This is a genomic window from Serratia sp. 22264 (genome assembly GCF_052045345.1).
Classification (GTDB): domain Bacteria; phylum Pseudomonadota; class Gammaproteobacteria; order Enterobacterales; family Enterobacteriaceae; genus Serratia; species Serratia plymuthica.
Genome location: NZ_JBQEOY010000001.1, coordinates 2272798 through 2297033 on the forward strand (window position 1 = coordinate 2272798; position 24236 = coordinate 2297033).

The 24236-nt window shown below is 57.3% G+C and carries 25 protein-coding genes and 1 tRNA gene; 11 read left to right on the forward strand and 15 right to left on the reverse strand.

The window, feature by feature from the left end:
• Positions 1-3: 3 nt before the first annotated feature.
• The 4 genes from citF to citC are packed head-to-tail and all read right to left on the reverse strand — an operon-like array spanning position 4 to position 3791.
• Positions 4-1509 carry a citrate lyase subunit alpha gene (gene citF, locus ACTJJ1_RS10605; RefSeq protein ID WP_004946808.1) on the reverse strand — a complete coding sequence of 502 codons (1506 nt, stop codon included), beginning with the start codon at positions 1507-1509 and terminating at the stop codon, positions 4-6.
• Positions 1509-2429: a citrate (pro-3S)-lyase subunit beta gene (gene citE / locus ACTJJ1_RS10610; protein WP_440833515.1), complete on the reverse strand. Its 921-nt coding sequence runs from the start codon at positions 2427-2429 to the stop codon at positions 1509-1511. The genes citF and citE overlap by 1 nt, the downstream gene beginning before the upstream one ends.
• Positions 2413-2721: a citrate lyase acyl carrier protein gene (gene citD / locus ACTJJ1_RS10615; protein ID WP_004946813.1), complete on the reverse strand. Its 309-nt coding sequence runs from the start codon at positions 2719-2721 to the stop codon at positions 2413-2415. The genes citE and citD overlap by 17 nt, the downstream gene beginning before the upstream one ends.
• A complete protein-coding gene (gene citC / locus ACTJJ1_RS10620; RefSeq protein WP_004946815.1) occupies positions 2718-3791 on the reverse strand; it encodes a [citrate (pro-3S)-lyase] ligase in 1074 nt (357 codons plus the stop codon). Before citC ends, citD begins: the two co-directional genes overlap by 4 nt.
• A gap of 312 nt (positions 3792-4103) precedes the next feature.
• On the opposite strand from citC, the gene dpiA reads away from it, so the two are divergent.
• Together dpiA and ACTJJ1_RS10630 are read left to right on the forward strand one after the other, a co-directional pair.
• Positions 4104-4790, forward strand: a complete 687-nt coding sequence (dpiA, locus tag ACTJJ1_RS10625) for a two-component response regulator DpiA (RefSeq protein WP_325986788.1) — start codon at positions 4104-4106, stop codon at positions 4788-4790.
• A gap of 222 nt (positions 4791-5012) precedes the next feature.
• A tRNA-Asn gene (locus ACTJJ1_RS10630) sits at positions 5013-5088 on the forward strand.
• A 56-nt stretch (positions 5089-5144) separates the two neighbouring features.
• Here the strand turns inward: ACTJJ1_RS10630 and ACTJJ1_RS10635 are convergent.
• From ACTJJ1_RS10635 to ACTJJ1_RS10650, 4 genes are all read right to left on the reverse strand, one after another.
• Positions 5145-6134 carry an isopenicillin N synthase family dioxygenase gene (locus tag ACTJJ1_RS10635; RefSeq protein WP_440833518.1) on the reverse strand — a complete coding sequence of 330 codons (990 nt, stop codon included), beginning with the start codon at positions 6132-6134 and terminating at the stop codon, positions 5145-5147.
• A gap of 27 nt (positions 6135-6161) precedes the next feature.
• Positions 6162-7589, reverse strand: coding sequence for an amidohydrolase family protein (locus ACTJJ1_RS10640; RefSeq protein WP_440833520.1), 1428 nt, complete (start codon positions 7587-7589; stop codon positions 6162-6164).
• Positions 7590-7599: 10 nt separating this feature from the next.
• Positions 7600-8589 carry an ABC transporter substrate-binding protein gene (locus ACTJJ1_RS10645; RefSeq protein WP_325986790.1) on the reverse strand — a complete coding sequence of 330 codons (990 nt, stop codon included), beginning with the start codon at positions 8587-8589 and terminating at the stop codon, positions 7600-7602.
• 262 nt (positions 8590-8851) lie between these two features.
• Entirely contained in the window at positions 8852-9775 is a 924-nt protein-coding gene (locus ACTJJ1_RS10650; RefSeq protein WP_004946829.1) for a LysR family transcriptional regulator, read from the reverse strand.
• A gap of 211 nt (positions 9776-9986) precedes the next feature.
• Here ACTJJ1_RS10650 and ACTJJ1_RS10655 point away from each other — a divergent pair, with 211 nt between their 5' ends.
• The 9 genes from ACTJJ1_RS10655 to ACTJJ1_RS10695 all read left to right on the forward strand — a co-directional run bounded on the left by ACTJJ1_RS10655 (position 9987) and on the right by ACTJJ1_RS10695 (position 19119).
• A complete protein-coding gene (locus ACTJJ1_RS10655; protein WP_440833523.1) occupies positions 9987-10961 on the forward strand; it encodes a PDR/VanB family oxidoreductase in 975 nt (324 codons plus the stop codon).
• Between the two features lie 20 nt (positions 10962-10981).
• A complete protein-coding gene (locus tag ACTJJ1_RS10660) occupies positions 10982-12262 on the forward strand; it encodes an amidohydrolase family protein (RefSeq protein WP_440833525.1) in 1281 nt (426 codons plus the stop codon).
• Entirely contained in the window at positions 12252-12722 is a 471-nt protein-coding gene (locus ACTJJ1_RS10665; RefSeq protein WP_004946839.1) for a RidA family protein, read from the forward strand. The genes ACTJJ1_RS10660 and ACTJJ1_RS10665 overlap by 11 nt, the downstream gene beginning before the upstream one ends.
• A 21-nt stretch (positions 12723-12743) precedes the next feature.
• Positions 12744-13625: a creatininase family protein gene (locus ACTJJ1_RS10670; protein ID WP_004946841.1), complete on the forward strand. Its 882-nt coding sequence runs from the start codon at positions 12744-12746 to the stop codon at positions 13623-13625.
• 82 nt (positions 13626-13707) lie between these two features.
• Complete coding sequence (locus tag ACTJJ1_RS10675) at positions 13708-14622, forward strand: ABC transporter substrate-binding protein (protein WP_440833644.1); 915 nt, start codon at positions 13708-13710, stop codon at positions 14620-14622.
• Entirely contained in the window at positions 14619-15446 is an 828-nt protein-coding gene (locus ACTJJ1_RS10680; RefSeq protein WP_006326536.1) for an ABC transporter ATP-binding protein, read from the forward strand. Before ACTJJ1_RS10675 ends, ACTJJ1_RS10680 begins: the two co-directional genes overlap by 4 nt.
• A gap of 4 nt (positions 15447-15450) precedes the next feature.
• Entirely contained in the window at positions 15451-16266 is an 816-nt protein-coding gene (locus ACTJJ1_RS10685; protein WP_004946845.1) for an ABC transporter permease, read from the forward strand.
• Between the two features lie 33 nt (positions 16267-16299).
• Positions 16300-17703, forward strand: coding sequence for an FAD-binding oxidoreductase (locus tag ACTJJ1_RS10690; RefSeq protein WP_440833529.1), 1404 nt, complete (start codon positions 16300-16302; stop codon positions 17701-17703).
• A gap of 138 nt (positions 17704-17841) precedes the next feature.
• Complete coding sequence (locus tag ACTJJ1_RS10695) at positions 17842-19119, forward strand: TonB-dependent receptor (protein WP_409442805.1); 1278 nt, start codon at positions 17842-17844, stop codon at positions 19117-19119.
• Between the two features lie 145 nt (positions 19120-19264).
• Here ACTJJ1_RS10695 and ACTJJ1_RS10700 read toward each other — a convergent pair whose 3' ends face one another.
• From ACTJJ1_RS10700 to ACTJJ1_RS10730, 7 genes are all read right to left on the reverse strand, one after another.
• Positions 19265-19831: a histidine phosphatase family protein gene (locus ACTJJ1_RS10700; protein WP_330761177.1), complete on the reverse strand. Its 567-nt coding sequence runs from the start codon at positions 19829-19831 to the stop codon at positions 19265-19267.
• 4 nt (positions 19832-19835) lie between these two features.
• Positions 19836-20600, reverse strand: a complete 765-nt coding sequence (locus ACTJJ1_RS10705; RefSeq protein WP_006326546.1) for a CbtA family protein — start codon at positions 20598-20600, stop codon at positions 19836-19838.
• Positions 20601-20610: 10 nt separating this feature from the next.
• Positions 20611-20820: a CbtB domain-containing protein gene (locus tag ACTJJ1_RS10710; RefSeq protein WP_020439426.1), complete on the reverse strand. Its 210-nt coding sequence runs from the start codon at positions 20818-20820 to the stop codon at positions 20611-20613.
• Between the two features lie 32 nt (positions 20821-20852).
• Positions 20853-21287 carry a nitrile hydratase accessory protein gene (locus tag ACTJJ1_RS10715; protein WP_440833532.1) on the reverse strand — a complete coding sequence of 145 codons (435 nt, stop codon included), beginning with the start codon at positions 21285-21287 and terminating at the stop codon, positions 20853-20855.
• Entirely contained in the window at positions 21284-21943 is a 660-nt protein-coding gene (gene nthB / locus ACTJJ1_RS10720; RefSeq protein WP_006326550.1) for a nitrile hydratase subunit beta, read from the reverse strand. Before nthB ends, ACTJJ1_RS10715 begins: the two co-directional genes overlap by 4 nt.
• Before the next feature lie 37 nt (positions 21944-21980).
• Positions 21981-22604, reverse strand: coding sequence for a nitrile hydratase subunit alpha (gene nthA, locus ACTJJ1_RS10725; protein WP_020439429.1), 624 nt, complete (start codon positions 22602-22604; stop codon positions 21981-21983).
• A 79-nt stretch (positions 22605-22683) separates the two neighbouring features.
• Positions 22684-24198, reverse strand: a complete 1515-nt coding sequence (locus ACTJJ1_RS10730; protein ID WP_006326552.1) for an amidase — start codon at positions 24196-24198, stop codon at positions 22684-22686.
• Positions 24199-24236 lie beyond the last annotated feature (38 nt).

Sequence of the window (24236 nt, forward strand, 5' to 3'; positions counted from 1 at the left end):
GGGTTACTCCGCCACCTGATGCACCACGTCGATCACCGAACCGTCGCGGTAACGCACCACCGCCACCACCTTATCGGTAAAGGCGATCGGCTCAGGCTCGCCGGTCAGCAGCAAAGCGCGGCGGCGCAGCCAGTCGATACCGACCACCGGCAAACCGGCCTCCTGCAACCGCTGCGCCAGCTCCGGGCGTGTCGGGTTGACGGCAATACCGTGATCGGTAACCAAAATGTCGATGCTGAAACCCGGGGTCACGCAGGTAGTTACCTGCTCCACCAACGTCGGAATGCGCCCGCGCACCAGCGGCGCCACGATGATCGCCAGCCGCGCCGCCGCCGCGGTGTCGCAGTGGCCGCCGGAAGCGCCGCGCAGCACGCCATCGGAGCCGGTCAGTACGTTGACGTTAAAATCGGTGTCGATTTCCAGCGCGCTCAGCACCACCACGTCGAGCCTGTCGACCGTGGCCCCCTTCGAGCTGAAGTTGGCGTACTGGTTGGCGCTGATCTCAATGTGGTGGGGATTGCGCGCCAAAGACATCGCCGCCACGCGGTCAAAGCTCTGCACGTCCATCAGCCGGCCGATCAGCCCTTTTTCATGCAGATCCACCATGGTCGAGGTGATGCCGCCGAGGGCGAAACCGGCGCGAATGCCGCGTGCCCGCATTTTGTCTTCCAGAAAACGCGTCACCGCCAACGAAGCGCCGCCGGTGCCGGTTTGCAGCGAGAAACCGTCGGTAAAATAGCCGGACCCGGCAATCACCTCGGCGGCGCGGCGGGCAATCAGCAGCTCACGCGGGTTGGAGGTCATGCGCGTGGCGTCGGCGCCAATCTTGTCGGCGTCCCCCACCCGCGGCAGTTGTACGATCAGATCCACCCGATCCTGCGCCAGGCTGGCCGGATGGTGCGGATAAGGCACTATCGATTCGGTTAACAACACCACGGTGCCCGCTGCGTCGGCATCCACTTTGGCATAGCCGAGCGAGCCGCAGCAGGCTTCGCCGCTGTAACCGTTGGCATTGCCGAAATCATCGCAGGCCGGTACGCCGAGGAAGGCAACGTCAATCTTCAACTCGCCGGACTCGATCAGGTTGACCCGGCCACCGTGGGAATGGATTTGTACCGGTTCGGCCAGCAGGCCGCGCGAGATCGCTTCCGCCAACGGACCGCGCAGGCCCGAAGTGTAGAGGCGGCTCACGACCCCGTGACGAATGTGGTCGACCAGCGGCGCATGGCATTCGCTTAGCGAGCTTGAAGCCAGCGTCAGGTTGCGGAACCCCATCGCCGCCAGCGTCTCCATGACCTGATTCAGCGCCAGGTCACCGCCGCGAAACGCATGGTGGAAGGAGATGGTCATGCCGTCCTGTAACCCACTGCGGTGCACCGCCTGTTCCAGCGAGTCACAGCGTTTAGCATCACGCGATTTGCGGGCCTGTTGATTGGCCTTGGAGGCATCCTGATAGCAACGCAGGTCCGCCAGGATGTTCAAGGGCATCAGTCGTTGTTGACGTTTCATTATGCTTCTTCTCCCTGCTGAACCGGCTCTTCGCGGATGCCGGAAAGCGCTGCGCGTTGCAAGACCAGCCGGGCGCGTTCAATCACCGGGCTGTCGACCATTTTGCCGTTGAGCGACACCACCCCGCGCCCTTCCTGCTCTGCCGCTGCGGCGGCGTCCACCACGCGCTGGGCATGGGCCACCTCTTTGGCGGTCGGCGCATACAGGTTGTGCAGCAGTTCGATCTGCCGGGGATTGATCAGGGATTTGCCGTCGAAACCGAGCTGTTTGATCAGCGCCGCTTCCTGGAGGAATCCGGCTTCGTTGTTGGCGTCGGAATACACGGTATCGAACGCCTGAATGCCGGCGGCCCGCGCCGCCTGCAACAGCGAGCAGCGTGCAAACAGCAGTTCGATGCCCTCCGGCGAACGCTCGGTGCGCAGGTTGCGCACGTAGTCCTCCGCGCCCAGAGCAATGCCGATCAGGCGAGGCGAGGCATGGGCAATCGCCACCGCGTGGGTGATGCCCGCCGCCGATTCAATCGCCGCCAGCAGGCCGGTGCTGCCGACCGGGCGGCCGCAGTCGGCTTCGATGGCGGCTATCTCGCGTTCCATATCCACCACGTCCTGCGCGCTGTCGGTTTTCGGCAGGCGCACGATATCCGCCCCGCCGCGCACCACCGCCTGGAGATCCGCCAGCCCGTAGGCGGAATCCAGCGCGTTGACCCGCACTATGGTTTCCACTTCCCGGTACAAAGGATGTTGCAGCGCGTGGTACACCAACCGCCGCGCCGCGTCTTTTTCACGCAGGATCACCGAGTCTTCCAGATCGAACATCAGTGCATCGGCCTGATAGATAAAGGCGTTGCTCACCATGGCCGCATTGGCACCGGGAACGAACAGCATGCTGCGGCGCACGCGGTGTTTATTCAGCGTTTTCATCGCAGGCCCCCCACGGCAACTGGCCATTGTCGCTGGCGCGCATCAGTGCGGTTTCCAGCCGGGCGCGCAGCACGCAGTCGAGCGCGCCTTTGTCGTCCACCATCACCTGCACCGGCTCCACTTGATAACGCTGCAGCACCTCGAGCAGCGTGTGGCGGATGGCTTGGCCGAACTGTTTTTCCACGCTGCTGGCGATCAGTAGATCGTGCTCCGGCCCCTCGGCGGGTGCGATGCGCACCATGACATCGCTGGATTCCAGCGTGCCGGCCATTGCTTCTCGGATAATTTTCATCGTTCACCTGATTGTGCGGATACAAAGGGTTTGGCCGCCGGTTTGGCCCGGCGCTGCGTTTGCAAATCTTGCAGGTAATAAAGGGTGTCTGGCGGTACCAACGGCGCGGCGGCGTGGAAATCACCCGCCGCCAGCAGCTTGCGCACCCAGGAGGCGGAGATCGCCGTGCCCTGATATTGCAAACGCTCAATTTCCACCAGGGCGATCGGCGGGCTGGGCAGCTCCGGCGTTTCCAGCCAATAGCGCATATCGCGGTTGTACTTGGCCGTGACCGCGCAGAACGGCTCGTTGCCGACAAAACGGTGGGTAATGCCCAGCGCGGGCGCCAGATACTGCCGAAAGATCTTCAGATCGATCTCGGTGTAACAGTCATCGGCAATACCCTGATCTTTAATGAAATAACAAGGGAAGGTGGCGCGGGATATGACGTATTGCGATCCTTCGTGCACCTTCAGGTTGGCGATATCGGCAGTGCCCGCCAGCACCAGCCGCCGCCGGTCTTCATAGCTGAAACGCGAGGTGTCTTCTTTCACCAGAAACAGGTGCAGCCAGTCGCATTTCGCCGCCGCCTGGCGCACCAGATATTGATGGCCGCGGGTAAAAGGATTGGCATTCATCACGATACTGCCGATGCGCTTGCCTGGCCGCCGCTGGCCCGCCAACTGGGCCGCGTAGCGTTTCAGGCGGCATGGGCTGTTTTCCATCAGCACCACGATGCCCGGCACGCGGGCTATCGGATAGAAACCACACTGGCGGAACAACGGCTCATTTTGCAGTTTGGTGTAGATAAACAGTTGGGTGTAATGACGTTCATAGGCCAGGTTCACCAGTTCGGTCGCCAGCGTAAGCGCCAACCCTTCGCCACGCATTTGCGGGCTGATGGCGACGCATTTGATAATATTCTCTGCGATGCCGCCGCAGGCGACCAACTTATCGTCCTGGGTCACGGTAATAAAAACCTCTACCGTAGTATCAATATTCAGATCGTTGCTGCGCAGAAAAGCATTAATCTGCGCAATGTCTTTATGATCTGATCTTTTCACCCGATTAAATACGGCGCCGCCCAACATAATTGTCTCTCTGGAATAACCAATAAATAACAAAAAACCATTTTAATTAACATTAACAAGCGGAGATAAAACCTTTAAAACCATAAAGTTGAAATTAAAAATGGCGATAAATTCATTTAATGAAGCTATGGTAAACAGAAAAAAAACGCGAATTATTGACCTATTTCACAAACACTCATCCGGGAATAAGTTATTTAATGTTTTTTATTTACTTAATTATTTTTATGGTGTTTATTCATAAGGCGACGTTTATTTTAAGTCACGATTAACTTACATTGATTTTGCATCTTTATTGCAAGTATGGGTTTAATTATGGAATGGCTAAATATTCTTATCGTCGAAGATGAAACGCCGCTGGCGGAGATGCATGCGGAGTTCATCAAGCAGAACGGTGGCGGCCGGCAAATCTGGTTGGCCGGCACGCTGGGGCAGGCGCGCATGATGGTGGAGCGGTTCAGACCGGATCTGATCCTGCTGGACAACTTCCTGCCCGACGGCCAGGGCATTGAACTGTTGCGCGAGTTGACCCTGAGCGGCTACACGGGCGGTATCGTGTTTATCACCGCCGCCAGCGATAGGGATACGGTAGCCGAAGCGCTACGTTGCGGGGTGTTCGATTACCTGATCAAACCCCTGGCCTACGATAGGTTGGCCGCTACCCTGCAGCGCTTCAGCCAGCGGCGCCAGGCGCTGAAAGATAACGCGCGCCTTAACCAGCGCCGTATTGACGAGATGTTCAATACCTATTCGCGCGGTGAACGACAGGCGGCCTTGCCGGCGGGTATCGATGAGCTCACGCTGGAAAAAGTACACGCCCTGTTCGCCCAACCTTTGGCCAGCCACACCGCCGAAAGCGTGGCGAAAATCATGGGGTTAAGCCGCACCACCGCGCGCCGTTATCTGGAGTTTTCCACCGCCGCCCGGCAGCTCCGCGCCGAGATCCTTTACGGCAAGGTTGGCCGCCCACAGCGGGTTTACCGCGCCAAAACCGAGGATTAAGCGGTTATTCGGCTCATCGTGCAAGATTGAAGGCAACCCATTCATTTCTCTGCACCCGCCATCGATTTGGGGCATGAACGCAGAGGCAGCCTGAGGTATGACCGGATAAATCTGCCAAAAGCTCAACGGGTTGCGCATTCTGTAAGCAAACAGTCACAGAATGTGTAATCCGCCTTTGACATGCCGCCGACACCCCGTTAAGATTGCGGCCGTTCACACAATTCCTCTGTAGTTCAGTCGGTAGAACGGCGGACTGTTAATCCGTATGTCACTGGTTCGAGTCCAGTCAGAGGAGCCAAATTAGAAAAGCCCGCTCAGGGAAACCTGAGCGGGCTTTTTGCTTTTCAGCTCTATTTATCCTTTCGCAAAGTTCGCCTGAATGCGCTGTTGCAGATAGTCTTCGGCGCTGATGGCCGGATATTTCGCCTGCGGCCCCAGAATTTCGACGTCTTTGTTAGCCTGGCAGAAAAATGCCAGGCTGTAGCGCGCTCCCTGATATTCGCCGGGCAGAGGGCTTCTGACACGATGGAAATTTGACGGCAGCCGATCGTCGCTCCAGCGCATCAGCATGTCGCCGATATTGCAGGTGATCACGTCTTCACGCGGTTCGATGCTGGTCCACTGCTGGCTTTCGCGATCCTTACCCGGACAAACCTGCAATCCGCCCTGGCCTGGACGCTGGAAAAGCAGCGTCAGGCAGTCGAAATCCGTATGCGCACCCGCGCGCCACATCCCCTGCGCCGACTGTTCAGTGGCATAGTAGTGCAGCATGCGCAGCGTACTCTGGTAGGTTTGCTGGTCCGGATTATGTGCCTGTTCGAAAAAGTGCTCAGGGAAGCCCAGTTTGAGCGCAAAACAGGAAAGCAATTTCATGCCCAACTGCCAGCACTGGGATTCAAAGCCCAGCATGGTCTGTTTAAACGCCGGCAGTTCCTGTTCACTCGGCCACAGCGACTGCATCAGCGGACGGGTGATCTGGTAAGACTCTTTCTGGTCCGGCGTTCTGGTTGACGGACGCACCTGAGACTTATTCTCCCAGCCGGCGTTACGAGCCAGCGGATATTGCGCTTTTACCTCGTCGGGCAGCGAGAAGAAATCTTCTGTCATGCTGAAGGCCTGGCGGATATCGTTTAGCGCAATGCCGTGATTGCTGACCTGGAAGAAGCCAATTTCCACGGCTGCACTCCAGAGCTCGTCGGCAATCTCACTTTTACGGTTTTCGAAATCTGACAAGTCTATGCAACGAACTTCACGGGCAAACGTCTCTTCACCCATTGCGCCCATTTCCGCTTCTTTTTCCAGCTCCTGCAATGCATAGCCTTCTGTTTGTGTAGATTGAGTCATTTTTCTTATCCTTCTTAACCCATAGGGTTAGCGCGCAGCTCGTTGTTGCAGGGTACGGACGGCGGACATCGCCTCATGGCGCATGGTGTCAAGGTCGAGACCGGGGATGACATCGTTTTCGACGATAACGCGCCCCTTGACCATCAGCGCCTTCAGCGACGCGCGCCCCCCGCAGGCCACCGGGCCGATCGCCATGTCATGCAGACCGAAGTAGCGCGGGTCATCCAGCCGGTAAATGGCGATATCTGCCAGCATGCCCACCTGCACGGTGCCGCTTTGTTGCAGTCCGAGGATCTGCGCCCCGCCTGCGCTGCCCCAACGCACCACGTCTTCGATGGATGCTGCATCGCCGCCGCCTTCAAAAGTGCCGCCGTCATAGTGCGGTTTCGCCAGCATGCCTTTTCGGGCGCGCTGCAAAAGCCATGCGGCATGCGCTTCACTTTGCATATCAGCGGCTTCGTTCGATGCCGCACCGTCTACGCCCAGTGAAACCGGCACACCCGCCTGTTCCAGCGCCAGCAAGTCGGCGATACCGCTGCCCAGACGCCCGTTACTTTGCGGACAGTGCGCAATGCCGGTGCGGGTTTGGCCCAGCATCGCGATTTCCTGCGGCAGCAGTTTCACCAGATGCGCAAACCATACGTCGTCCCCCAACCAGTCGTGTTCCGCGCAAAACTGCACCGGCGTCATGTCAAATTTGGCGCGGGCCGCATCGAGATAATCCACCGTTTCCGACAGATGGCTGTGCAGCCGGATGCCCAAACTGCGCGCCAGTTTCGCCATTTCGCGCAACTGCGCACCGGGCGCAGAATGCAGCAAGGTGGTCGGTGCCATTACCACGCGGCGCAGCGACGTCGGTTTCGGATCGTGATAACGGCCAACCAACCGCTCCATATCCGCCATGTAATCATCGTAGTTTTCCGGGCGCAGTGCCTGCGGCACATCTTTCTCAATCGTCCGCCCCTGCGTTGCACCGCCCCGGCACAGCACAATGCGCATTCCCAGCGCTTCCCCTTCGCTGAAAAGGATTTCCGAGGTATCGAACGGCATATCCGGCCAGTAAAGGTAGTTGTGATCCGCCACCGTAGCGCAGCCGGAACGCAGCAGTTCGGTCAGACCGATACGCACCGCGAGGCGAAAGGTGGATGCATCGAACGTGGCGCGAAAGCGATAAGGCGTGGCACTTAACCACGCGGTCAGGCTTTTGTTCAGCCCCTGAGGTTCACCTTTTAACAATGACTGAAACAGATGATGGTGCGTATTAACCCAGGCGGGATAGACCACGCAATCGCGGGCATCGATCAGCCGCTCGTCGGGTCTTGCCGTCAGGGAACCTATCGCCTCAATGACCCCCTCACGCACACGAATGTCCGGCCCGGCGTGGCGCGCCGCGTCTCCCGGCAAGCCGGTCAGGATCGCGTGCGCATTTTTAATCAGTAAAGAGTCAGATGACATCGCACACTCCTCAGGGTTTAACCTGCATTTGGTCGACAAATTCGGTGGTATACGCCTGCTTCCAGTCGGTATCCGCGTTCAGCAGTTTGGCATTCACCATGAAATCACGGGTTTTCTGCCAGCGGGCTTCCGTCATGGTGCCCCAACCCTTCGTCGCCGCATCGCCGCCGTCGATCAGGTGATGCTCTTTGATTTGCTGAACGCCCCAGGCCAACAGGTCGTCCGTCATTTTCGGATTGTCCTTTTTGATCAGCACGTTGCCTGCCGCCGGATTTTGCAGATAACTCACCCAGCCTTCCATCGACGCCTGTACAAACTTAGCCATCGCCTCGTTCCGGCTGCTGATAAGGTCCGGACGGGTGATCAGAATTCCGCCGTAAGGGGGATAGCCGTGCTCCGAAAAGAGGAAGAAATTCGATTTCACCCCGGCCTTTTGCGCCTGAAAAACTTCAGAACTGACATAGGCTTGCTGCGCCACATTGTCGTCAGCCACAAAGGGCTGGATGTTGAAGGTGTAAGGACGAACCTGCGAATCGCTGAGCTGATAGCGTGCCTTCAGCCACGGCCACCAGGTCGATTGCCCGGAGCTGGAGACTAAAATGGTTTTGTTTTTCAGACCGTCGAGGGAAGTGACTGAATCATGCGTCAGCAAACCCTGAGGATCAAACTGGAAAGGGGCTGCGATGGCTTTGGCCTGAAAACCGCGTTGCACTGATTCGAGTAGCTGGAGATCATAACCGATAATCACGTCGGCGCGCTTTGCCAGCAGCAACTGCATGCCATTGACCTGCGGGCCGCCGGATTGAATGCTGACATCCAGCCCATAACGTTTGTAAATGCCTGTCGCCAGCGCCTGATAATATCCGCCCTGCTCCGCCTGCGCGTACCAGGATGTCAACAATGCAATTTTCTCATCAGCATGTACTGCCAGTGAAAAGGCTGCTGGAATCAGCGCGCTCAGCACGCAGCAAGACAGGGGAATGCGGGAAATAGACTTCATTGCTCCTCTCCTAATCATCGCCGGAGGGAGGATGAGCGAATGCGGCTCAGCCCCCTGACCGGCTCAAAATGAACCGCGAAATGGTTGCTGAGCAATGTCCCGCGCAGCTGCCTGCACTGACCGCTTCTACTCACTCTTGGCTATACAAGAAAGATGCCAACTTCACGGATGCGCTTTCCATGCGCTTTATCGGGGAATTTATCGCCTCACGCTCTGCAACCTTTGATTCATGACAGAGCATTAAGCACCAGAAGAGTGCAAATCAGTGCCGGTCATGCCCCGGCGTCTGGATCTGGCTGAACAACATCTCCAGCTGTTTGAGCATCATCGAGGCGGCCAGTGAAAGCTGTCTTGCAGGGGCGACGCACAACGAGAGCGTGAAGGTTTTTAACTGCGGATCGGTCAGCGGAATAAATTGCAGCTCATCGCTTTCCACCTCATCCATGATGTCGAGCCAGCATAGAATACCGATGCCCATTTTCTCTTTTATCAGCGAGCGGATCATGTGGATGTTATTGGATACCGCAACCTCGTTAATCATGTCGCCGTTGATATTCATCAGCGCCTGGACGGGTTCGGCCAGCATCAGCGGCGCAGCGGGCAGGATAAACGGATATTCCATGCACTGGTTAAAACGCACGCCGCTTCTGCCGCCGAGCGGATGCCCTTTCGGCACCACAATCCCCAGCTCGATTTCTGCAAAAGCGCGCACCTGCAACTCACGCGAACTTTGCGGATTCAGCATCAGCCCGAAATCGGCATCGCCGGACATTAGCGCCTGCTGAATATCCACGTTGTTCATGGTGGTCAACGTGAAGGAGATATTCGGGTAGTCGGCATGCACCTTCCTGAGCATCGCCGAGAAAAACTGCCGGTTGATGGCGTCGATGGTGGCAATCCGCACGTGCCCGCGCCGCAAACCGCGCAGGTCGTCGAGCTGCTCGCAGACGCGGGAGAAATCCTTTTTCCAGTTGTTGGCCGAGTGCAATAACAGTTCGCCCGCTGCGGTCAGCCGCAGCCCGGTGGGGTGCCGTTCAAACAGCGGCATCGCCAGTTCTTTTTCCACCCGCAGGATCTGCCGGTCAATCGACGAAGCGGCGACATGCAGGGTTTCGGACGCCTTGCGAAACGAACCCTGGCGGGCAACCTCAGTGAAGTACAGCAGAAACCGGGAAAATGCGAACATGATGGAGTGCTCTCTTTTATGCAACGGGATGTGCGAATCAAAGCGCTGGACGCAACAGTTTTATAACAATAACGTAGCTTTCATTGCAACGGGAACAATCGTTTCATCGCTCCTAAAGCCCGCCCAGCGCTGTTTCAGGCCGGATGACAACGGGTTATGCGGTGAATAGATGCCCCTTTTTATGAATGACTCATCAAAATGAATACGGTAAATGACGATGAAAGATGCCGGATTAATTCCTGTCACGATCAAGGCGATCGGTGAAAATGGTAAAGGGAATATTTCACTGCAACTTATTGCGCAGCAAGGCGGATTATTACCTGCCTATTTACCCGGTGCGCACATTGACGTTTTCATTCCAGAACTGGGCCCCCGCCAATATTCTCTCTGCACCGAAAATAACGGCGGGGAATATTATGAGATCTGCGTAAAACTGGCGGAAAACTCCAGTGGCGGATCGCACTTTATTCATCATCGTTTCAGCGTTGGCGACACGCTAAGCATCTCGATGCCACGTAATCATTTTCCGCTGCCATTTGCCGGTCGTTATCTGCTGTTTGCCGGAGGGATTGGCATCACGCCTCTGCTGGCTATGGCGGAACAAATGGCGCAGCAAGAAATTGATTTTGAACTGCATTACTACATTGCAGACCTGGATAAAGCGGCGTTTACATCGCGTCTGAATGCGCCCGCGCTGGCAAAACACGTCTTTTTGCATGACAGCGGCGCAAACGACTCCCTGCGACACAATACGCCGCTGAGTTTGCGTCAGCCGGATGAAAATACACGGGTGATGGCCTGTGGTCCGGATGGATTTATTCAGCGCCTTGAAGACATTATGCAAACGCACCACTGGCAGAAAAATCAATTATCTTTTGAGCGATTCAGCAATGAAAATATAAACAATAACACCGACGAACAGGAATTTCATATTCAGCTGAACTCCAGCGGAAAATGTTATTTAGTCGGCCCGAACCAGAGCATTGCAGAAGTCTTATTAAGCGCCAAAGTCGATATTATGCTGTCGTGCGAACAGGGTATTTGCGGCTCGTGTATTACTGATGTCATCGACGGTATTCCCGACCACCGGGACTGTGTGCTGACAGAAGAAGAGAAAGCGGAGAACACGCAGATTACGCTGTGCTGTTCGCGCTCCAAAAGTCCCGTTCTGGTCCTCGACCTGTAATGCCAACGCGGAGCCTCAAGATGAACTTTCCCCCCCCCGCCTCACCGCTTAGCGGCATTGCCAACGTTCGCCTCCCCGCGTGGCTGCTTCCTGCCGGGTGGCCTGTGCATACAGACGAACCGGTGACGGCGGATCTGCGCTTTGATGCAGGCAAAATTGCCTCGGTGACGCCTTGTCAGCCAGGACAAGATGATTTGTGGGACGCACAGGGCGCGCTGGCGCTGCCGGGTCTGGCCGAACCTCATGCGCATCTCGATAAAACCTTCACCATCGGCCGCAGCCGTCCGTCAAAGCCCGGTCTGCTGGCCGCTATCGAAACAATGCATCAGGATCGCCGGCACTGGACCACGGCAGATCTTCATCAGCGTGCCAGACAGGGAATGGCATGGGCCGCCGCCAATGGCGTGACCCGTTTGCGCACCCATATTGACTGGTTCGATGTCACCCCGCCGCTGGCCTGGACGGAGCTGGCCAATATCACGCAACCGGGCGTCGCGCTGGAGCGGGTCGCACTGGCCCCGCTAAGCTTCTTCGCGGATGCCGAAGCGGCTGACCGCATCGCCCGGACGGTTGCGCTAAGCGGAAACCACTGCCTGCTGGGCGGATTTATCCACTCGTCAAACTGGGATCCGGCAGCGATGACCAACCTGATGCGCAGCGCCTCGCGCTGGCAACTGAATCTGGATTTGCATATCGACGAGGAGCTTTCGCCGGTGGCACAGGGTCTGAGCTGGCTGGCGCATTACCTTTCAGAAAATAAATTCAGCGGCCACATCTGTTGCAGCCACGGCTGCGCGCTGGCCTCCGGCAGTGAACAACAGGCGCAGGAGGTGCTGGGTTTGCTGGCGGCACAGCGCGTCACGCTGATTGCGCTGCCGATGACCAACCTGCTGTTGCAGGACGCTGTCACCCACCGCACGCCACGCCGGCGGGGGATCACCCTGCTGAAAGAGGCGCAGACGGCGGGCATTCCGGTGCTGCTCGGCTGCGACAACGTGCAGGACGCTTTTTGTCCGGCTGGAAGTTATGACCCGCTGGATACGTTGGCCTGCGCCCTGTTCGCACTTCAGCTGGATAACGTTTTTGATCGGCAGTCGCGACTCATCTGCGATGTCGCCGCGCTGACCGGTGAGGCGCAGTCCGGCCTGCCGCTCGCCCCCGGCAACGATGCCAGTCTGATTCTCTTTCCGGGCAGCGACAGCCTGACCTGGCCTTTAAACAGCGCAGCCCGCCTGGTTTTCCACCACGGCAGGCTGACCCACCAACGCACCTGGAATCGGGAGTTATCCCATGAGTCTTGAAGCCGGAGCGGGTAAACCGCTCGCCAAATATGCCCCCTGGCGTCGTGCCGGTGATTTCGTTTTTCTCTCCGGCATTATTCCCGTCAATCCGCAGAGCGCGACAATTGTGCGCGGTTTTCAGGATATCCCCGCCGAAGCACGTCTGCTGCTGGGCGAAACCGGCGAATTCTCCACCGACGCCAAACAGGGGCCGATCCTCGCCCAAAGCTGGTATGTGCTCGAAAGTATCCGCCACACCATCGAAGAAGCCGGCGGGCAGATGAGCGATGTGATCAAGCTGGTGCAGTACTTTCGCAATCTCGATCACTTCCCGTATTACAGCCGGGTCAGAAAGCTTTTTTATGCCGGGCAACCGCCGGTTTCTACCGTGGTTCAGGTCAGTGAAATGTTGCCCTGCGCCGAGGTGCTGATTGAAGTGGAAGCTACCGCCTGGTTACCGCAATCCCGCTTAACCCAATAATGTCCGACCACGAGGCACAGCATGATTAACGGCTATATTCCCGCAGAACGTTTTCTTCCTTTCCTTAGCTGGACGGCCATCGCTGCCCTGCCCGACAAGGCCAACACCGTGATCGTATTGCCGACCGGCGCGATTGAGCAACACGGCCCGCATCTGCCGTGTTCGGTGGACAGCGTGATCTCCTCCGGCGTGGCGGGTCACGCACTGGCGCGGCTTTCAAAAGACATTCCTGCCTACGGTATTCCCCCTATCACTTACGGCAAATCTGACGAGCATCTGAATTTCCCCGGCACGCTGACCTTAACCGGCGACACGCTGCTGCAAACTGTTTTGGAAATTGCCGAATCCCTGTACCGCGCCGGGTTCCGCAAGCTGCTGATGATCAACGGGCACGGCGGACAACCGCAGGTGCTGCAAATGGCATCGCGGGAAATGCGTCTGCGTCACGGCGACATGATCATGATCCCGCACGACGTGTTCCGCGTGCCTAATGTCGAAAACCAGTTCCTGAGCGCGCAAGAACAAAAAATGGCGATGCACGCCGGTCACAGCGAAACGGCGGTGATGCTGGCACTGGCACCGGAATGCGTTCACATCGAGCACGCAGTCGCCAACTACCCGCCGGAATTCCCATGCCCGACACTGTCATCAAGCCGCCCTGCCGCTGCCTGGGCTTCCTATGATTTTGGTCCGAGTGGCGTCATCGGCGATCCGACCGGCGCGACCGCCGAACAGGGCCACGCGATCCTCGATTCGCTGGCGGCAAGCTGGGCGCAGGCCATCACTGAAATTCACCTCATGGAATGGAAAGTCCGCAGCGAACCGACCTGGGGCAAACACCACTGGAACGGTTTTGTACAAACCAGCTTCACTCCTCCTTCGTCTTCTTTTGTCTCTAAATAAAGGAGTTTTTACGATGAAAATACGGCGTTTACCGACTTACACCCTGCCGGCCCTGCTGCTGGCCGGGGTTTCCACCACCAGCATGGCGCAAGAGAAATTTACCTTCCTGACCAACTGGTACGCGCAGGCGGAGCATGGCGGATTTTACGAAGCACAGGCCAAAGGGTTGTACAAAAACGCCGGTCTGGATGTCAGCATCAAAATGGGCGGCCCGCAGGTTAACGTGATGCAACTGATGGCCGCCGGTCAGGCTGACTGTACGCTCGGCGACAACGGTCAGGCGCTGGAAACCTGGCAGGCTGGCGTGCATGCGGTGACCGTGGCGACGGTGTTCCAGCATTCGCCGACGGTGTTTATCAGCCATGACAAAGTGGAGAAAGGACAGGAGCTGAAAGACAAAACCTTCCTGCTGGCGACCGAGGCTTACACCTCTTTCTGGCCGTGGGCGAAGAGTGAACTGGGGCTGGCGGGCGCCAAAATCCGTCCGTACACCTTCAGCGTGCAGCCGTTCCTCGTGGACAATAATCTGGTGCAGCAGGGTTATGTGACTTCCGAGCCTTTCTCAATCGAAAAAGGCGGCAAACCGTTCTACGTCTACATGCTCAGCGACTGGGGTTACCCGCCGTACGGCAACTCGATTATCTGCATGGCCGACACCGTCAAAAAACGCCCGGTGGCGGTGACGGCGTTCGTGAAAGCGTCCATGCAGGGCTGGAAAGAATATTTGCAAGATCCGACCGCAGGCAATGCGCTGATCACCAAAGACAATCCGCGTATGGGCGCCGACCAGATTGCCTTCGGCATCGCGCAGATGAAGAAGTATGAACTGGTGACCGGCGGCGACGCGCAAACAGGGGGTATCGGCATCATCACTGAACCGCGACTGAAAAAGACCTGGGACATGCTGGTGAAAAACAAACTGATCGACGCGGAGAAAGTGCCGTTTGAGCAGACGTATACCCTCGATATGATCAAAGACGCGAAGGTCATGCCATGAATTCAGCCCCGAAACTGACCGTGATGAGCGAGGTCCGCTCAGCCAATCCTCCGCCGGTTCCGGCTATCGAAGTGTTGTCGGCGGAGAAAATTTACAGCAACGGCACCCGCGCCCTTCTGCCGGTCAATCTGACCATCAATCAGGGTGAGTTCGTCACCCTGCTCGGCCCGTCGGGCTGTGGCAAAAGTACGCTGTTAAAAATGGTCGCCGGTCTGGTGGAACCCAGCGACGGCAAGCTGGTGCTGTGGCGGCGCGACCGTCGCGAAAAGGCGCAGGTGCCGCTGTCTTTTGTGTTTCAGGAGGCCACGCTGATGCCGTGGAGCAATGTGCAAAATAACGTCCGTCTGCCGCTGGATCTGGCGGGCGTACCGCGTGCCGAAGCCAATACCCGCGTCAGTGAGGCGCTGGAACTGGTGGGGCTTGGCAAATTTGCCAACGTCCTGCCGCGCGAACTGTCAGGCGGCATGCAGATGCGCGTTTCTATTGCCCGCGGGCTGGTGACGCGCCCGAAGCTGTTGCTGATGGATGAACCTTTCGGCGCGCTCGACGAAATCACCCGCAACAAACTCGACAGCGATCTGCTGCGCCTGTGGCGGGAACAGGGGCTGACGGTGGTGTTCGTCACCCACTCGATCCACGAAGCGGTATTTCTGTCGCAGCGGGTGATCATGATGGCCGCACGTCCGGGGCGGGTGGTGGAAGATATCGCCATCACCGAACCCTTCCCGCGCAGCGAAGATTTCCGCGTCAGTCCGGCATTTTCACGCTATGCGAAGCAGTTGCAGGACAGCCTGCTGCAAGCCAGCCAATCGGGTATGGAGTAACGGTATGCAAACTCAAAAAGCTTCTCCGTGGATCAATAACCCCACGTTTCGCAAAGTGCTTTATCCGGCCGTGGTCGCGGTGGTGGTGATCCTGCTCTGGCAGGGATCGGTGAGCTATTTCAACATCCCCCAGTTTCTGGTGCCGTCGCCGGTGGTGATGCTGCAAAGTCTGTGGACCCATTTCGGTTCGCTGACGATGTCGCTGCTGTTCACGCTGAAAATCACTCTGATCTCATTTTTACTGTCGATTGTCATCGGTGCAGCCGTGGCGTTCGTGCTGGTGCAGAATCGCTTTGTTGAAACCGCGCTGTTCCCGTACATCGTGTTCCTGCAAGTGACGCCGATTGTAGCCATCGCGCCGCTGATCATCATCTGGGTCAAAGACACCACGCTGTCGCTGGTGGTCTGTTCTACGCTGATGGCGGTGTTCCCGATTATTTCCAATACCACGCAGGGGCTTCGCAGCGTGTCGCCGGGCCTGCTGAGCTATTTTCAACTGAACCACGCCAGCCGCCTGCAGATTCTCATCCGCCTGCGTATTCCTTCTGCCCTGCCGTATTTTTTCGGCGCGCTGCGCATTTCCAGCGGCCTGTCGCTGATAGGTGCCGTGGTCGCTGAATTTGTTGCCGGTACCGGCGGCAATAATACCGGTCTGGCCTACCAGATATTGCAGGCAGGATACCAGTTGGACATCCCTCTGATGTTTGCCGCTCTGCTGCTCATTTCACTCACCGGTATTGCGCTGTTTGGCGTGATGTCGTGGATGTCGAGACGCGTCCTGAGCGCCTGGCATGAAAGCGAAGCCGCGCCATCTCATTAACTTCAACTTCATTGATCTTTAGGCAGGAAGAATATGGACAGTGAACAACGTCAGCACGCGCTTGCCCTGATACAGCAGGCGCTTCCCGACCTCGACTGGACCTTGCAGGCAACCAAGGTCAAACGCCTTTCACGCGATTTTCACTGGTTCAGTCCGGTGCTCAAACAGCAGTTGGAAGATAAACAGGCTGATGCCGTGGTCAGGCCGCGCAACGAAGAAGAGCTGAGTCTGGTGGTTAAAGCCTGCGTTCGGCACCAGTTACCGCTGATCCTGCGCGGCGGCGCGACCGGCAACTACGGCCAGTTGGTGCCGCTGGAAGGCGGAATTCTGGTCGATATGACCGGATTCAATCAGGTATGTGAACTGGGTAACGGCGTGGTACGAGCGCAGGCGGGGATCCGGCTGGCCGAAATTGAAACGCTAACCCGACCCACAGGATGGGAACTGCGCTGCATGCCTTCCACCTACCGGCTCGCCAGTCTGGGCGGCCTTTACGGCGGCGGCTTTGGTGGCATTGGTTCCATCAACTACGGTCCTCTGGGCGCGCCGGGCAATGTGCTCAGCGTCAAAGTCATGACCATGGAGGCCGAACCGCGCATTTTGCAGGTTCCTGCCCCGCAGGCATTGCTGCTGCATCACGCCTACGGCAGCAACGGCATTGTGCTCGAGGTTGAGCTGGCGCTGGCACCGGTTCATCAGTGGATTGAACGGCTGGACGTGTTCGATGATTTCGCCGACGCGCTGGATTACGCCAACGCCTTTGCCCGTTCGCCAGGGCTGGTAAAACGCCAGCTGGCGCTGTTCGCCGCGCCGATCCCATCCTGGTTCAGCCATCTGAACGGGCATTATCAGGCCAGCCAGCACGCGGTGATAAGCGTGATTGCGCAGGAAAGCGAAGGGTTTTGTCCCCATCTGCTGGAAAAATATCGCGGGCACAGCGCCATACGTCAACCGGCCGACGAAGCACGCGCGGCCAATGCGTCACTGATGGAATATTGCTGGAATCACACCACGCTGCATGCGCTGAAAATCGACAGCTCCCTGACTTATTTACAGACGGCGTTTAATTATACGAGTTATCGTCAGCAGATTATCGACATGGCAAATTTATTCGGCGACGAAGTTATTTCGCATATTGAATTCCTGCGTGACAATGACGGAAACATCACCGCCAGCGGTTTACAATTAGTCCGTTACTCCACCGAAGAAAGATTGAAAGAAATAATGGCCACCTTCAATGATAATGACGTAAAAATAAATAACCCTCATGTCTTTCAGATTGAAGATGGCAAACAAGGGGAAATTAAGCCTGACGTGGTTTCCGTTAAAAAACACCTTGATCCCCATGGGTTACTGAACCCCGGCAAGCTACGCGGCTGGGAAGTACGCGACACACTGGTCTTGGATAACGATCCTCTTTTATTGACTGACAAATAAAAATAATCATTATCCGCCTCGCTTCTTAGCGACAGAAAAAAAGCGAGGCGGCAACCCTTTACGTGTGCCCTCATAAAAACAATTACCGGCAGTTTTACCGCCGGGCAGAATTTATTACATTTTAACAGGATGGTATTAATGAAAAATAATACATTCAGCTTTGCGCTGAAGTTGAGCGCTATTGTCGTTTCACACACATTATTAATCAACCACGCACAGGCGGCCACTCCGGGGGCGAGCGGTTGCTCCGCCGACGTGGCAGATTCTCTCACCGAAATGTTCACCTGCGGGTCGGTCAGCGGCAGCCTGCGCACCCTGTATTATTCCACCCATAATGCGTATTTCGTGCCGGGCTATTCTCAGGACACGGTCAGTTATGGCGGTAGCGTGAAATATGCCACGGCAGAATATTACGGCCTGAGCCTGGGCGTCAGCGGCATTCTCCAGCGCGGTATTTCACACAACGACGACCACCTGATTACCGAGCTGGGCCCGAACGAGACCGGCGTGGGCGAAGCCTATGCAAGCTGGCATTATCAGGACTTCCGCATCACTGCCGGCGATCAGCGCATTAATATTCCGTTCATCGGCGACTATGACTGGCGCATCACGCCCATTCTGTTCCGTGGTATCGACACGAACTATGGCGACGGCGATAACTTCCTGCACGCCACCAAAATCACGCGTTACAAACCATGGGGCGACGACCGGTTCCTCAACACCACGGCCTATACCGACGCCGACGGCACGACCAACGGCATGTGGAGTGCCGGTGGCGGGCGCGCCATCAAGCTGGATAATAAAAAATTGAACGGCCAGCTGTGGTATGAGGATTACGACAACTACACCAAGATGGTGTACGCCGACAGTTTCCTGTCGTGGACAGACAGCCCTTCCCAGCCGAAGATCGGCATTCAGTTTATTCGCGGTGTGAGCGAAGGCAAAGCGCTGGCGGGCAATGTGAACAGCACCAGTTACGGCGCGCAGTTTGCGATGAACTTCACACAGGCATTGAAATGGTCGCTCAATTACAACCATATCGCCGCCAACGGTGATGCTTACGGCAACGGCGCGCTGGTGACGCCTTACGCGCACAACACCTCCTCCGGCCCGTACTTTGCCCAGCCGTTCTTCACCAGTACGCAGGATCTGGGCAGCGGCAACGCCTACTCCACCGATCTGAACTGGAACGCGACCGAAAGCATCTCACTGGGCAGCCGTTACTCGTTTATGGATTTAACGCCGAGCAAAGGTGCATCCAGCAGCAACCAATCTGAATATCTGGTGTACGGCACCTACAACTTTGGCGGCGTACTCAAAGGCCTGAGCATCACCGACTTTGCCGGCGTGCAGACCACCTCGACGTCCGACAAAAGCTTCTGGCAGAACCGTCTGGCACTGGAATATGATTTCTAAATAAACATCAGCTTTCGCATAAAGAAAAGCCCGTCTGAGTTTCCTCAAGCGGGCTTTTTGCTTTCAAACCGTCAGTTCAGATCAGCGTTCGACTCTGTCCAGATTCATCGTCTTGGTCCACGCCGCCACGGACGGTATTTAGGCTTCACACATCCAACCGCCCTCCCAGACAACTCAGATGCCAGCGTTTTCCGTTACTGCGCAGCGTCGTTACGCTTAACGGCAGGATATCGATCAGTTGAAAGGCGCTAACGGGCGCATCGAGCAGTTGAATCACTATCGCCCGAATAACTGCAGAGGAAACAATTGCGCACTGACATTCCCGATCCGCCGCTCGCTGCGGCAACCATGTTCCCGTGCGCGCCATAACGTGCGCCATGCTTTCGCCTCCCGGCGGGGCCTCACCCGAAAGCCAGCGCTGAAATGCCCCCTCATCCTGCTCAATAACCGTTTTAATCGGGATGCCCGCCCAACGGCCGTATCCGGGTTCGGCAAGTTCCCGAACGGGCTCGCCGCGCAGGCCCAATTCAAGTTGCGTCTGCCGTGCTGCCAACGCCGGGGCGGTCCAGATTTTATTGAATGGCCCAACGCATTCCTTTAGCTGATGGGCCTGCTTCAGGGAAGTTTCGGTCAGGGGATCGTCAGAGGGGAACCGCGACTGTCTGTTTGCCAGGGTTTCCCCCTGGCAAATCAGTTGCATGATGGCGGTCATGCCTTCAGCATCCTTCCGCCCGGTAGCTGTGCACCGGCTTTCGCAGCGTTCTTTCCGCAAATGCCCCAAACAGCAGCCCCGTTGCGCACCACATTGTCAGTTGAGTGCCGAAAGCGCTCAGGCGAAAACGCCACAGAACATCGGCAGAAAATCCGTCCGGGATCTCATTCACTTCGGGCATCAGCGTGCAGACGGCAATCAACATCGCCAACCCCGCCACCCCGCCCCACAGCGCAGCATTCCAGCCGCCCAGTCTCGGTCTGAGTTGATGAGCGCTCCAGGCGGCGGTCACCACAATCACCGCTGAAACCAACAACATCGCGAAGTAGAGCGCAGTCCGGTAGCCTATCGTCGAAGGATCGCCCACCGCCGGCGGATTAGGAGGATATTTAAGCGCCGGCATCATGCTCATTATCAAGAATCCGCCCAGCGACAGTGCCAACGCCAGCGCTCTGGCGCCGCCCGGCCCGGTGCGTTGCCAGCACAGCGACCAGACCAGCGCCAAAGCGCCGCCCATGGCCGCACTGAACAGGATCATTCCGCTCAGCAGGCCTGCGCCGGACTGCGTCTTCCGGCTAAACACTTCGCCATCGGCCTCATGATCGTGATGATGAGCGCCCTCTTCACTCACCTGCTTTTGGGAAAGGATTTCTTCAAATGAAATCGCACGCTCGACCTGCGGCTCACCGAAAACGTGGGCAAAGCCGAAGGCGATAATGCCCGCGAGGATCCCGGCTATCATCCCCTGTAACAGAAGTTTTCCCGTCATGGCGCTGTCCTCAGTGGCAGGGGAAGCCCAGCAGATGCCGGGCATCATGGAAATATTCGTGTACCTGGCTGCCGGAAAAAACGGCGGTTGCCCCCTGCTCTGCCCCGATAAAATAGACGGACAGCATCACCATCAGCGTGACGAATGCAAGCCATGGCAATACGGCATTAAGCGGGATAGGCGCCTGTGCGACTTCAACTTCATTAACGGTATGGTCCATTTTTCTTCCTCATCTCTGGCTGCGGATACTATTCAGGGTTTCAGGCTGGCGGATGCCGGGCTGACCGCCACGGGGACACGAAGCGCCGGGTGGTGGTGATCATGTGCCGGTGGGCAGATCGCGCTGGCCAGCACAACCGGCATCCCATGTGGGGTATTCAGATAAGCCTGCCGCCATTCATCGGTACGGCGAGCAATATCCGGCTCCCCGGTCAGTTCCAGCGAGAGGAGCATTTTTTCTGCGGCGGATACCCACTGCCGGTAATAGGCATCGTTGATGCTTTCATGCTCCTGCATCGGGCTGGCTTTGATTTCATCGCTGAAAACATCAACCCACGCCTTCCAAGTGAACTGCCCGGCCTGATGCAGGTAAACGATCAGCGAAAAAACCTGTGCCTGCCACGGATGTTCAAAGGGGGCGTTGTCCGCTGCGGGAGCATCGGGGGTTATGCGGATTTCTGTACTCATAGCGCCTCCAGATAGTCATCCCACAGATCGATGCGCACCGTATCTTTAGGCGGTGCTTTATCGCCCCATAGCTCAGTCGCGGCAAAGCTGACGCTGTAAACATGCTGAGGATGTTCGCCCTGATCATGAGCAGCCGTATCCGGGGTGATGAATACCCCATGATCAATCACAATCGTGCCGATCTTCCCGCGGGCATAGCGCGGCAGGCGAGTATGTCCCAGTGGGTTGATATTTTTTGCTCGGACGCGGTCTCCAGGCCGGAAGCTGGCCGGGACATCGCTAGCCACTCGTGCAGATCCCCCCGTACTGACGACCGCCTGCACCATCTCCTGCCGCAGCACCGGCGTTTCCGGCGAGGCCGGCGCCGGTTTGACCGCACCGGAAAGCTCATCGGCGGTAATAACCCCCCTCTCAAGCAGAAGCGTCTCGAAAGCATGCATCCAGTGTTCGTAGTAGCTTTCTTCAAGGTAATTCGCCGGCTTCATGCGCTCGATGGCATGCCGGAACATATCGACATTGAAGTGACCGCCGACAAACAGAGAGGCAAAAAGCGGGAATGTGCGCCGCTCCCATTCATGATGAAAAGGCGGTTCGTTTTCTTCAGTAATGACGGCCCCCATACCCTGCATGCCGCCCAGATCGTGTATCCCGTTCATTGGATTCTCCCAAAAAAGTTGAATGAAATACCGGTTGTCAGTTACCGCCCGGCTGAAGTGCCACGCCGGTGCCAATCATGGCATCGCGGGTTACCAGCGCGACCAGTTGCTCTTCACTCCAGCCCTCGGTCCCGGTGGGTCTTTCCGGCAGAACCAGATAACGCAACTCGGCGCTGCTGTCCCACACCCGAATTTCCCGCTCCTCACCGATGTTCAGACCAAACTCGGCCAGCACGCTGCGGGGCTCGATAACGATGCGCGATCGGTAGGGCGCCGATTTATACCAGGCCGGCGGAAGGCCGAGCGTGGGCCAGGGATAGCAGGAGCACAGCGTACAGACCGTCACGTTGTGAACCTCGGGGGTATTTTCGACCACCATCATGTCTTCCCCCTGCACGCCAGAAAAACCCAGTTCGGCAATCGCCTCGGTGCCATGCGCCAGAAGACGGGCCTTGTAATCAGGGTCGCTCCAGGCTTTCGCCACGACAAGGGCACCATTACGAGGGCCAATGCGGTGTTCATAGGTGTCGATAAGTTCATCCAGCGCAGCGGGGTCTACCAGGCCTTTTTCCGTCAGCAGAGACTCCAGCGCTTTCACGCGCAGCGCGATCTCCTCAGGCGGTTCGGTATGGTCATGGTGGTGTTCGTGGTCGTGAGCCATGGTATTTCTCCGAAAGATTTCATGTCATTGCCGGTTTTTTCGTCCGGCGGTATCGCCCTGAACGACGGGCAGCTAACGGTTACATCTGCTCCCAGTTTCCGCTCGCTTCAAACGCGGCGGCGGCCTGATAAATCGTGCTTTCGGCGTAGTGGCGCCCTATCAGCATCATGCCGACCGGCAGCCCGTCAACCAGCCCGCAGGGTACGGACATGGCTGGATGGCCGGTCACGTCCAGCGCTGCCGTGTTGCCAATCATCTCGAATGCCCGGGAGATAAACTCGGTGATCGAACAACCGGGTTGCGGCAGCGGCTGAGCGGTCATGGGAACGGTTGGCATCACCAGCAGATCAAAATCGCCGAAGGCGCGGTCATAGTCTGCCCGAGCGCGGCGGGCCAGATTCTGCGCCTTGGCGTAATAACGACCGTTGTAGCGCGTCAGGCCATACTGGCCGATGAGCATGCAGATTTTCAGCGAGGGGGAAAGCGTGTCCGCGCTGTCACGCCAGGCCGCATGTTTGTCCAACAAGGCGACGTCGTAGAGCCCTTCCCAGTTAAACCCCATACCGTTGCCATGCATCATCTGCATGGTGAGGCCTTCACAACCGATGGGCGACCACAACGCGGCGGCAAGCTGATGACCGGGAACTGAGACTTCGCCGACGAGTGCGCCAAGACTTTCCAGCCGGGCAACGGCGCTACGGACCTTTTCGGCCAGCAAAGGCTGGAGATTGGGCAACTGGAATCCTTCCGTTACCACCCCGATTCTCAGGCCCCTGACCCCTTTATCGAGCGCAGAGGTATAGTTTCCGCCACGGGAGGCGTACTGCCGCGGGTCAAGCCCGTCCGGCCCGGCCAACACCTCCAGCATCAGGGCGTTGTCCTTCACGTTCGCGGTAATGGGCCCGGTGTGATCGAGGGTCGCTTCAATCGGCATAATGCCGGTATAGGGAACGAGTCCGTGGGTGGGTTTCATGCCGTACGCGCCGCAAAAAGCGGCCGGAATGCGGATGGAACCGCCCTGGTCACAGCCTAGCGCCATATCCGCTTCCCCGGCAGCAACCAGCGCTGCACTGCCCGATGAAGAACCGCCGGCGCTGTAACCCTGACGCCAGGGGTTATGTACCGGAGCCGGGTCTGAGGTATGGCTGCCTCCCGAGAGGCAGAAATGCTCGCAGGTCGCTTTACCCAGAATGGTGGCACCGGCATCAAGGAGGCGCGTTACCACGGTGGCGTCAAATGCCGGCACATGCCCTTCCAGCGAAGCCGCACCGTTCATCATCGGAACGCCGGCCAGAGCAATATTGTCCTTAAGCACCACGGTTTTCCCTGCGAGTTTGCCCTTTGCCGCCCCTTGCACCCGGCTTTTGTAATACCAGGCATTCAATGCATTCTCTTCGTTCCCGGGGCGGTATCCTTTTTCACGCGGATATTTAATCTGTGGGATTTCATCCGGTAACCCGTCAATCAGATCGTAGGCGTCAAGGTTTGGCTGCATAAGGGCAAGATATTCTGCCGCTTCACTCTCAGAAATCTGCAGGTGAAGCTGGCGGGCAAGTTGCTGGAGTTGACCGGCATCGGGGCGTTCAATAGCCATAATTATTCCTTCATCTGAAAAACGATTGATTACATCCT

Excerpts from the sequence above, each read along its gene's own strand:
- ACTJJ1_RS10690 (WP_440833529.1), top strand. The coding sequence starts at position 16,300 with ATGGACAGTGAACAACGTCAGCACGCGCTTGCCCTGATACAGCAGGCG.
- ACTJJ1_RS10665 (WP_004946839.1), top strand. The coding sequence starts at position 12,252 with ATGAGTCTTGAAGCCGGAGCGGGTAAACCGCTCGCCAAATATGCCCCC.
- ACTJJ1_RS10695 (WP_409442805.1), top strand. The coding sequence starts at position 17,842 with ATGAAAAATAATACATTCAGCTTTGCGCTGAAGTTGAGCGCTATTGTC.
- ACTJJ1_RS10705 (WP_006326546.1), bottom strand. The coding sequence starts at position 20,600 with ATGACGGGAAAACTTCTGTTACAGGGGATGATAGCCGGGATCCTCGCG.
- ACTJJ1_RS10635 (WP_440833518.1), bottom strand. The coding sequence starts at position 6,134 with ATGACTCAATCTACACAAACAGAAGGCTATGCATTGCAGGAGCTGGAA.
- citF (WP_004946808.1), bottom strand. The coding sequence starts at position 1,509 with ATGAAACGTCAACAACGACTGATGCCCTTGAACATCCTGGCGGACCTG.
- ACTJJ1_RS10715 (WP_440833532.1), bottom strand. The coding sequence starts at position 21,287 with ATGAGTACAGAAATCCGCATAACCCCCGATGCTCCCGCAGCGGACAAC.
- ACTJJ1_RS10655 (WP_440833523.1), top strand. The coding sequence starts at position 9,987 with ATGACGATGAAAGATGCCGGATTAATTCCTGTCACGATCAAGGCGATC.
- nthA (WP_020439429.1), bottom strand. The coding sequence starts at position 22,604 with ATGGCTCACGACCACGAACACCACCATGACCATACCGAACCGCCTGAG.
- nthB (WP_006326550.1), bottom strand. The coding sequence starts at position 21,943 with ATGAACGGGATACACGATCTGGGCGGCATGCAGGGTATGGGGGCCGTC.
- ACTJJ1_RS10710 (WP_020439426.1), bottom strand. The coding sequence starts at position 20,820 with ATGGACCATACCGTTAATGAAGTTGAAGTCGCACAGGCGCCTATCCCG.
- ACTJJ1_RS10685 (WP_004946845.1), top strand. The coding sequence starts at position 15,451 with ATGCAAACTCAAAAAGCTTCTCCGTGGATCAATAACCCCACGTTTCGC.
- citC (WP_004946815.1), bottom strand. The coding sequence starts at position 3,791 with ATGTTGGGCGGCGCCGTATTTAATCGGGTGAAAAGATCAGATCATAAA.
- citD (WP_004946813.1), bottom strand. The coding sequence starts at position 2,721 with ATGAAAATTATCCGAGAAGCAATGGCCGGCACGCTGGAATCCAGCGAT.
- ACTJJ1_RS10645 (WP_325986790.1), bottom strand. The coding sequence starts at position 8,589 with ATGAAGTCTATTTCCCGCATTCCCCTGTCTTGCTGCGTGCTGAGCGCG.
- ACTJJ1_RS10675 (WP_440833644.1), top strand. The coding sequence starts at position 13,708 with ATGGCGCAAGAGAAATTTACCTTCCTGACCAACTGGTACGCGCAGGCG.
- ACTJJ1_RS10640 (WP_440833520.1), bottom strand. The coding sequence starts at position 7,589 with ATGTCATCTGACTCTTTACTGATTAAAAATGCGCACGCGATCCTGACC.
- ACTJJ1_RS10730 (WP_006326552.1), bottom strand. The coding sequence starts at position 24,198 with ATGGCTATTGAACGCCCCGATGCCGGTCAACTCCAGCAACTTGCCCGC.
- dpiA (WP_325986788.1), top strand. The coding sequence starts at position 4,104 with ATGGAATGGCTAAATATTCTTATCGTCGAAGATGAAACGCCGCTGGCG.
- ACTJJ1_RS10660 (WP_440833525.1), top strand. The coding sequence starts at position 10,982 with ATGAACTTTCCCCCCCCCGCCTCACCGCTTAGCGGCATTGCCAACGTT.
- ACTJJ1_RS10680 (WP_006326536.1), top strand. The coding sequence starts at position 14,619 with ATGAATTCAGCCCCGAAACTGACCGTGATGAGCGAGGTCCGCTCAGCC.
- ACTJJ1_RS10650 (WP_004946829.1), bottom strand. The coding sequence starts at position 9,775 with ATGTTCGCATTTTCCCGGTTTCTGCTGTACTTCACTGAGGTTGCCCGC.
- citE (WP_440833515.1), bottom strand. The coding sequence starts at position 2,429 with ATGAAAACGCTGAATAAACACCGCGTGCGCCGCAGCATGCTGTTCGTT.
- ACTJJ1_RS10670 (WP_004946841.1), top strand. The coding sequence starts at position 12,744 with ATGATTAACGGCTATATTCCCGCAGAACGTTTTCTTCCTTTCCTTAGC.
- ACTJJ1_RS10700 (WP_330761177.1), bottom strand. The coding sequence starts at position 19,831 with ATGACCGCCATCATGCAACTGATTTGCCAGGGGGAAACCCTGGCAAAC.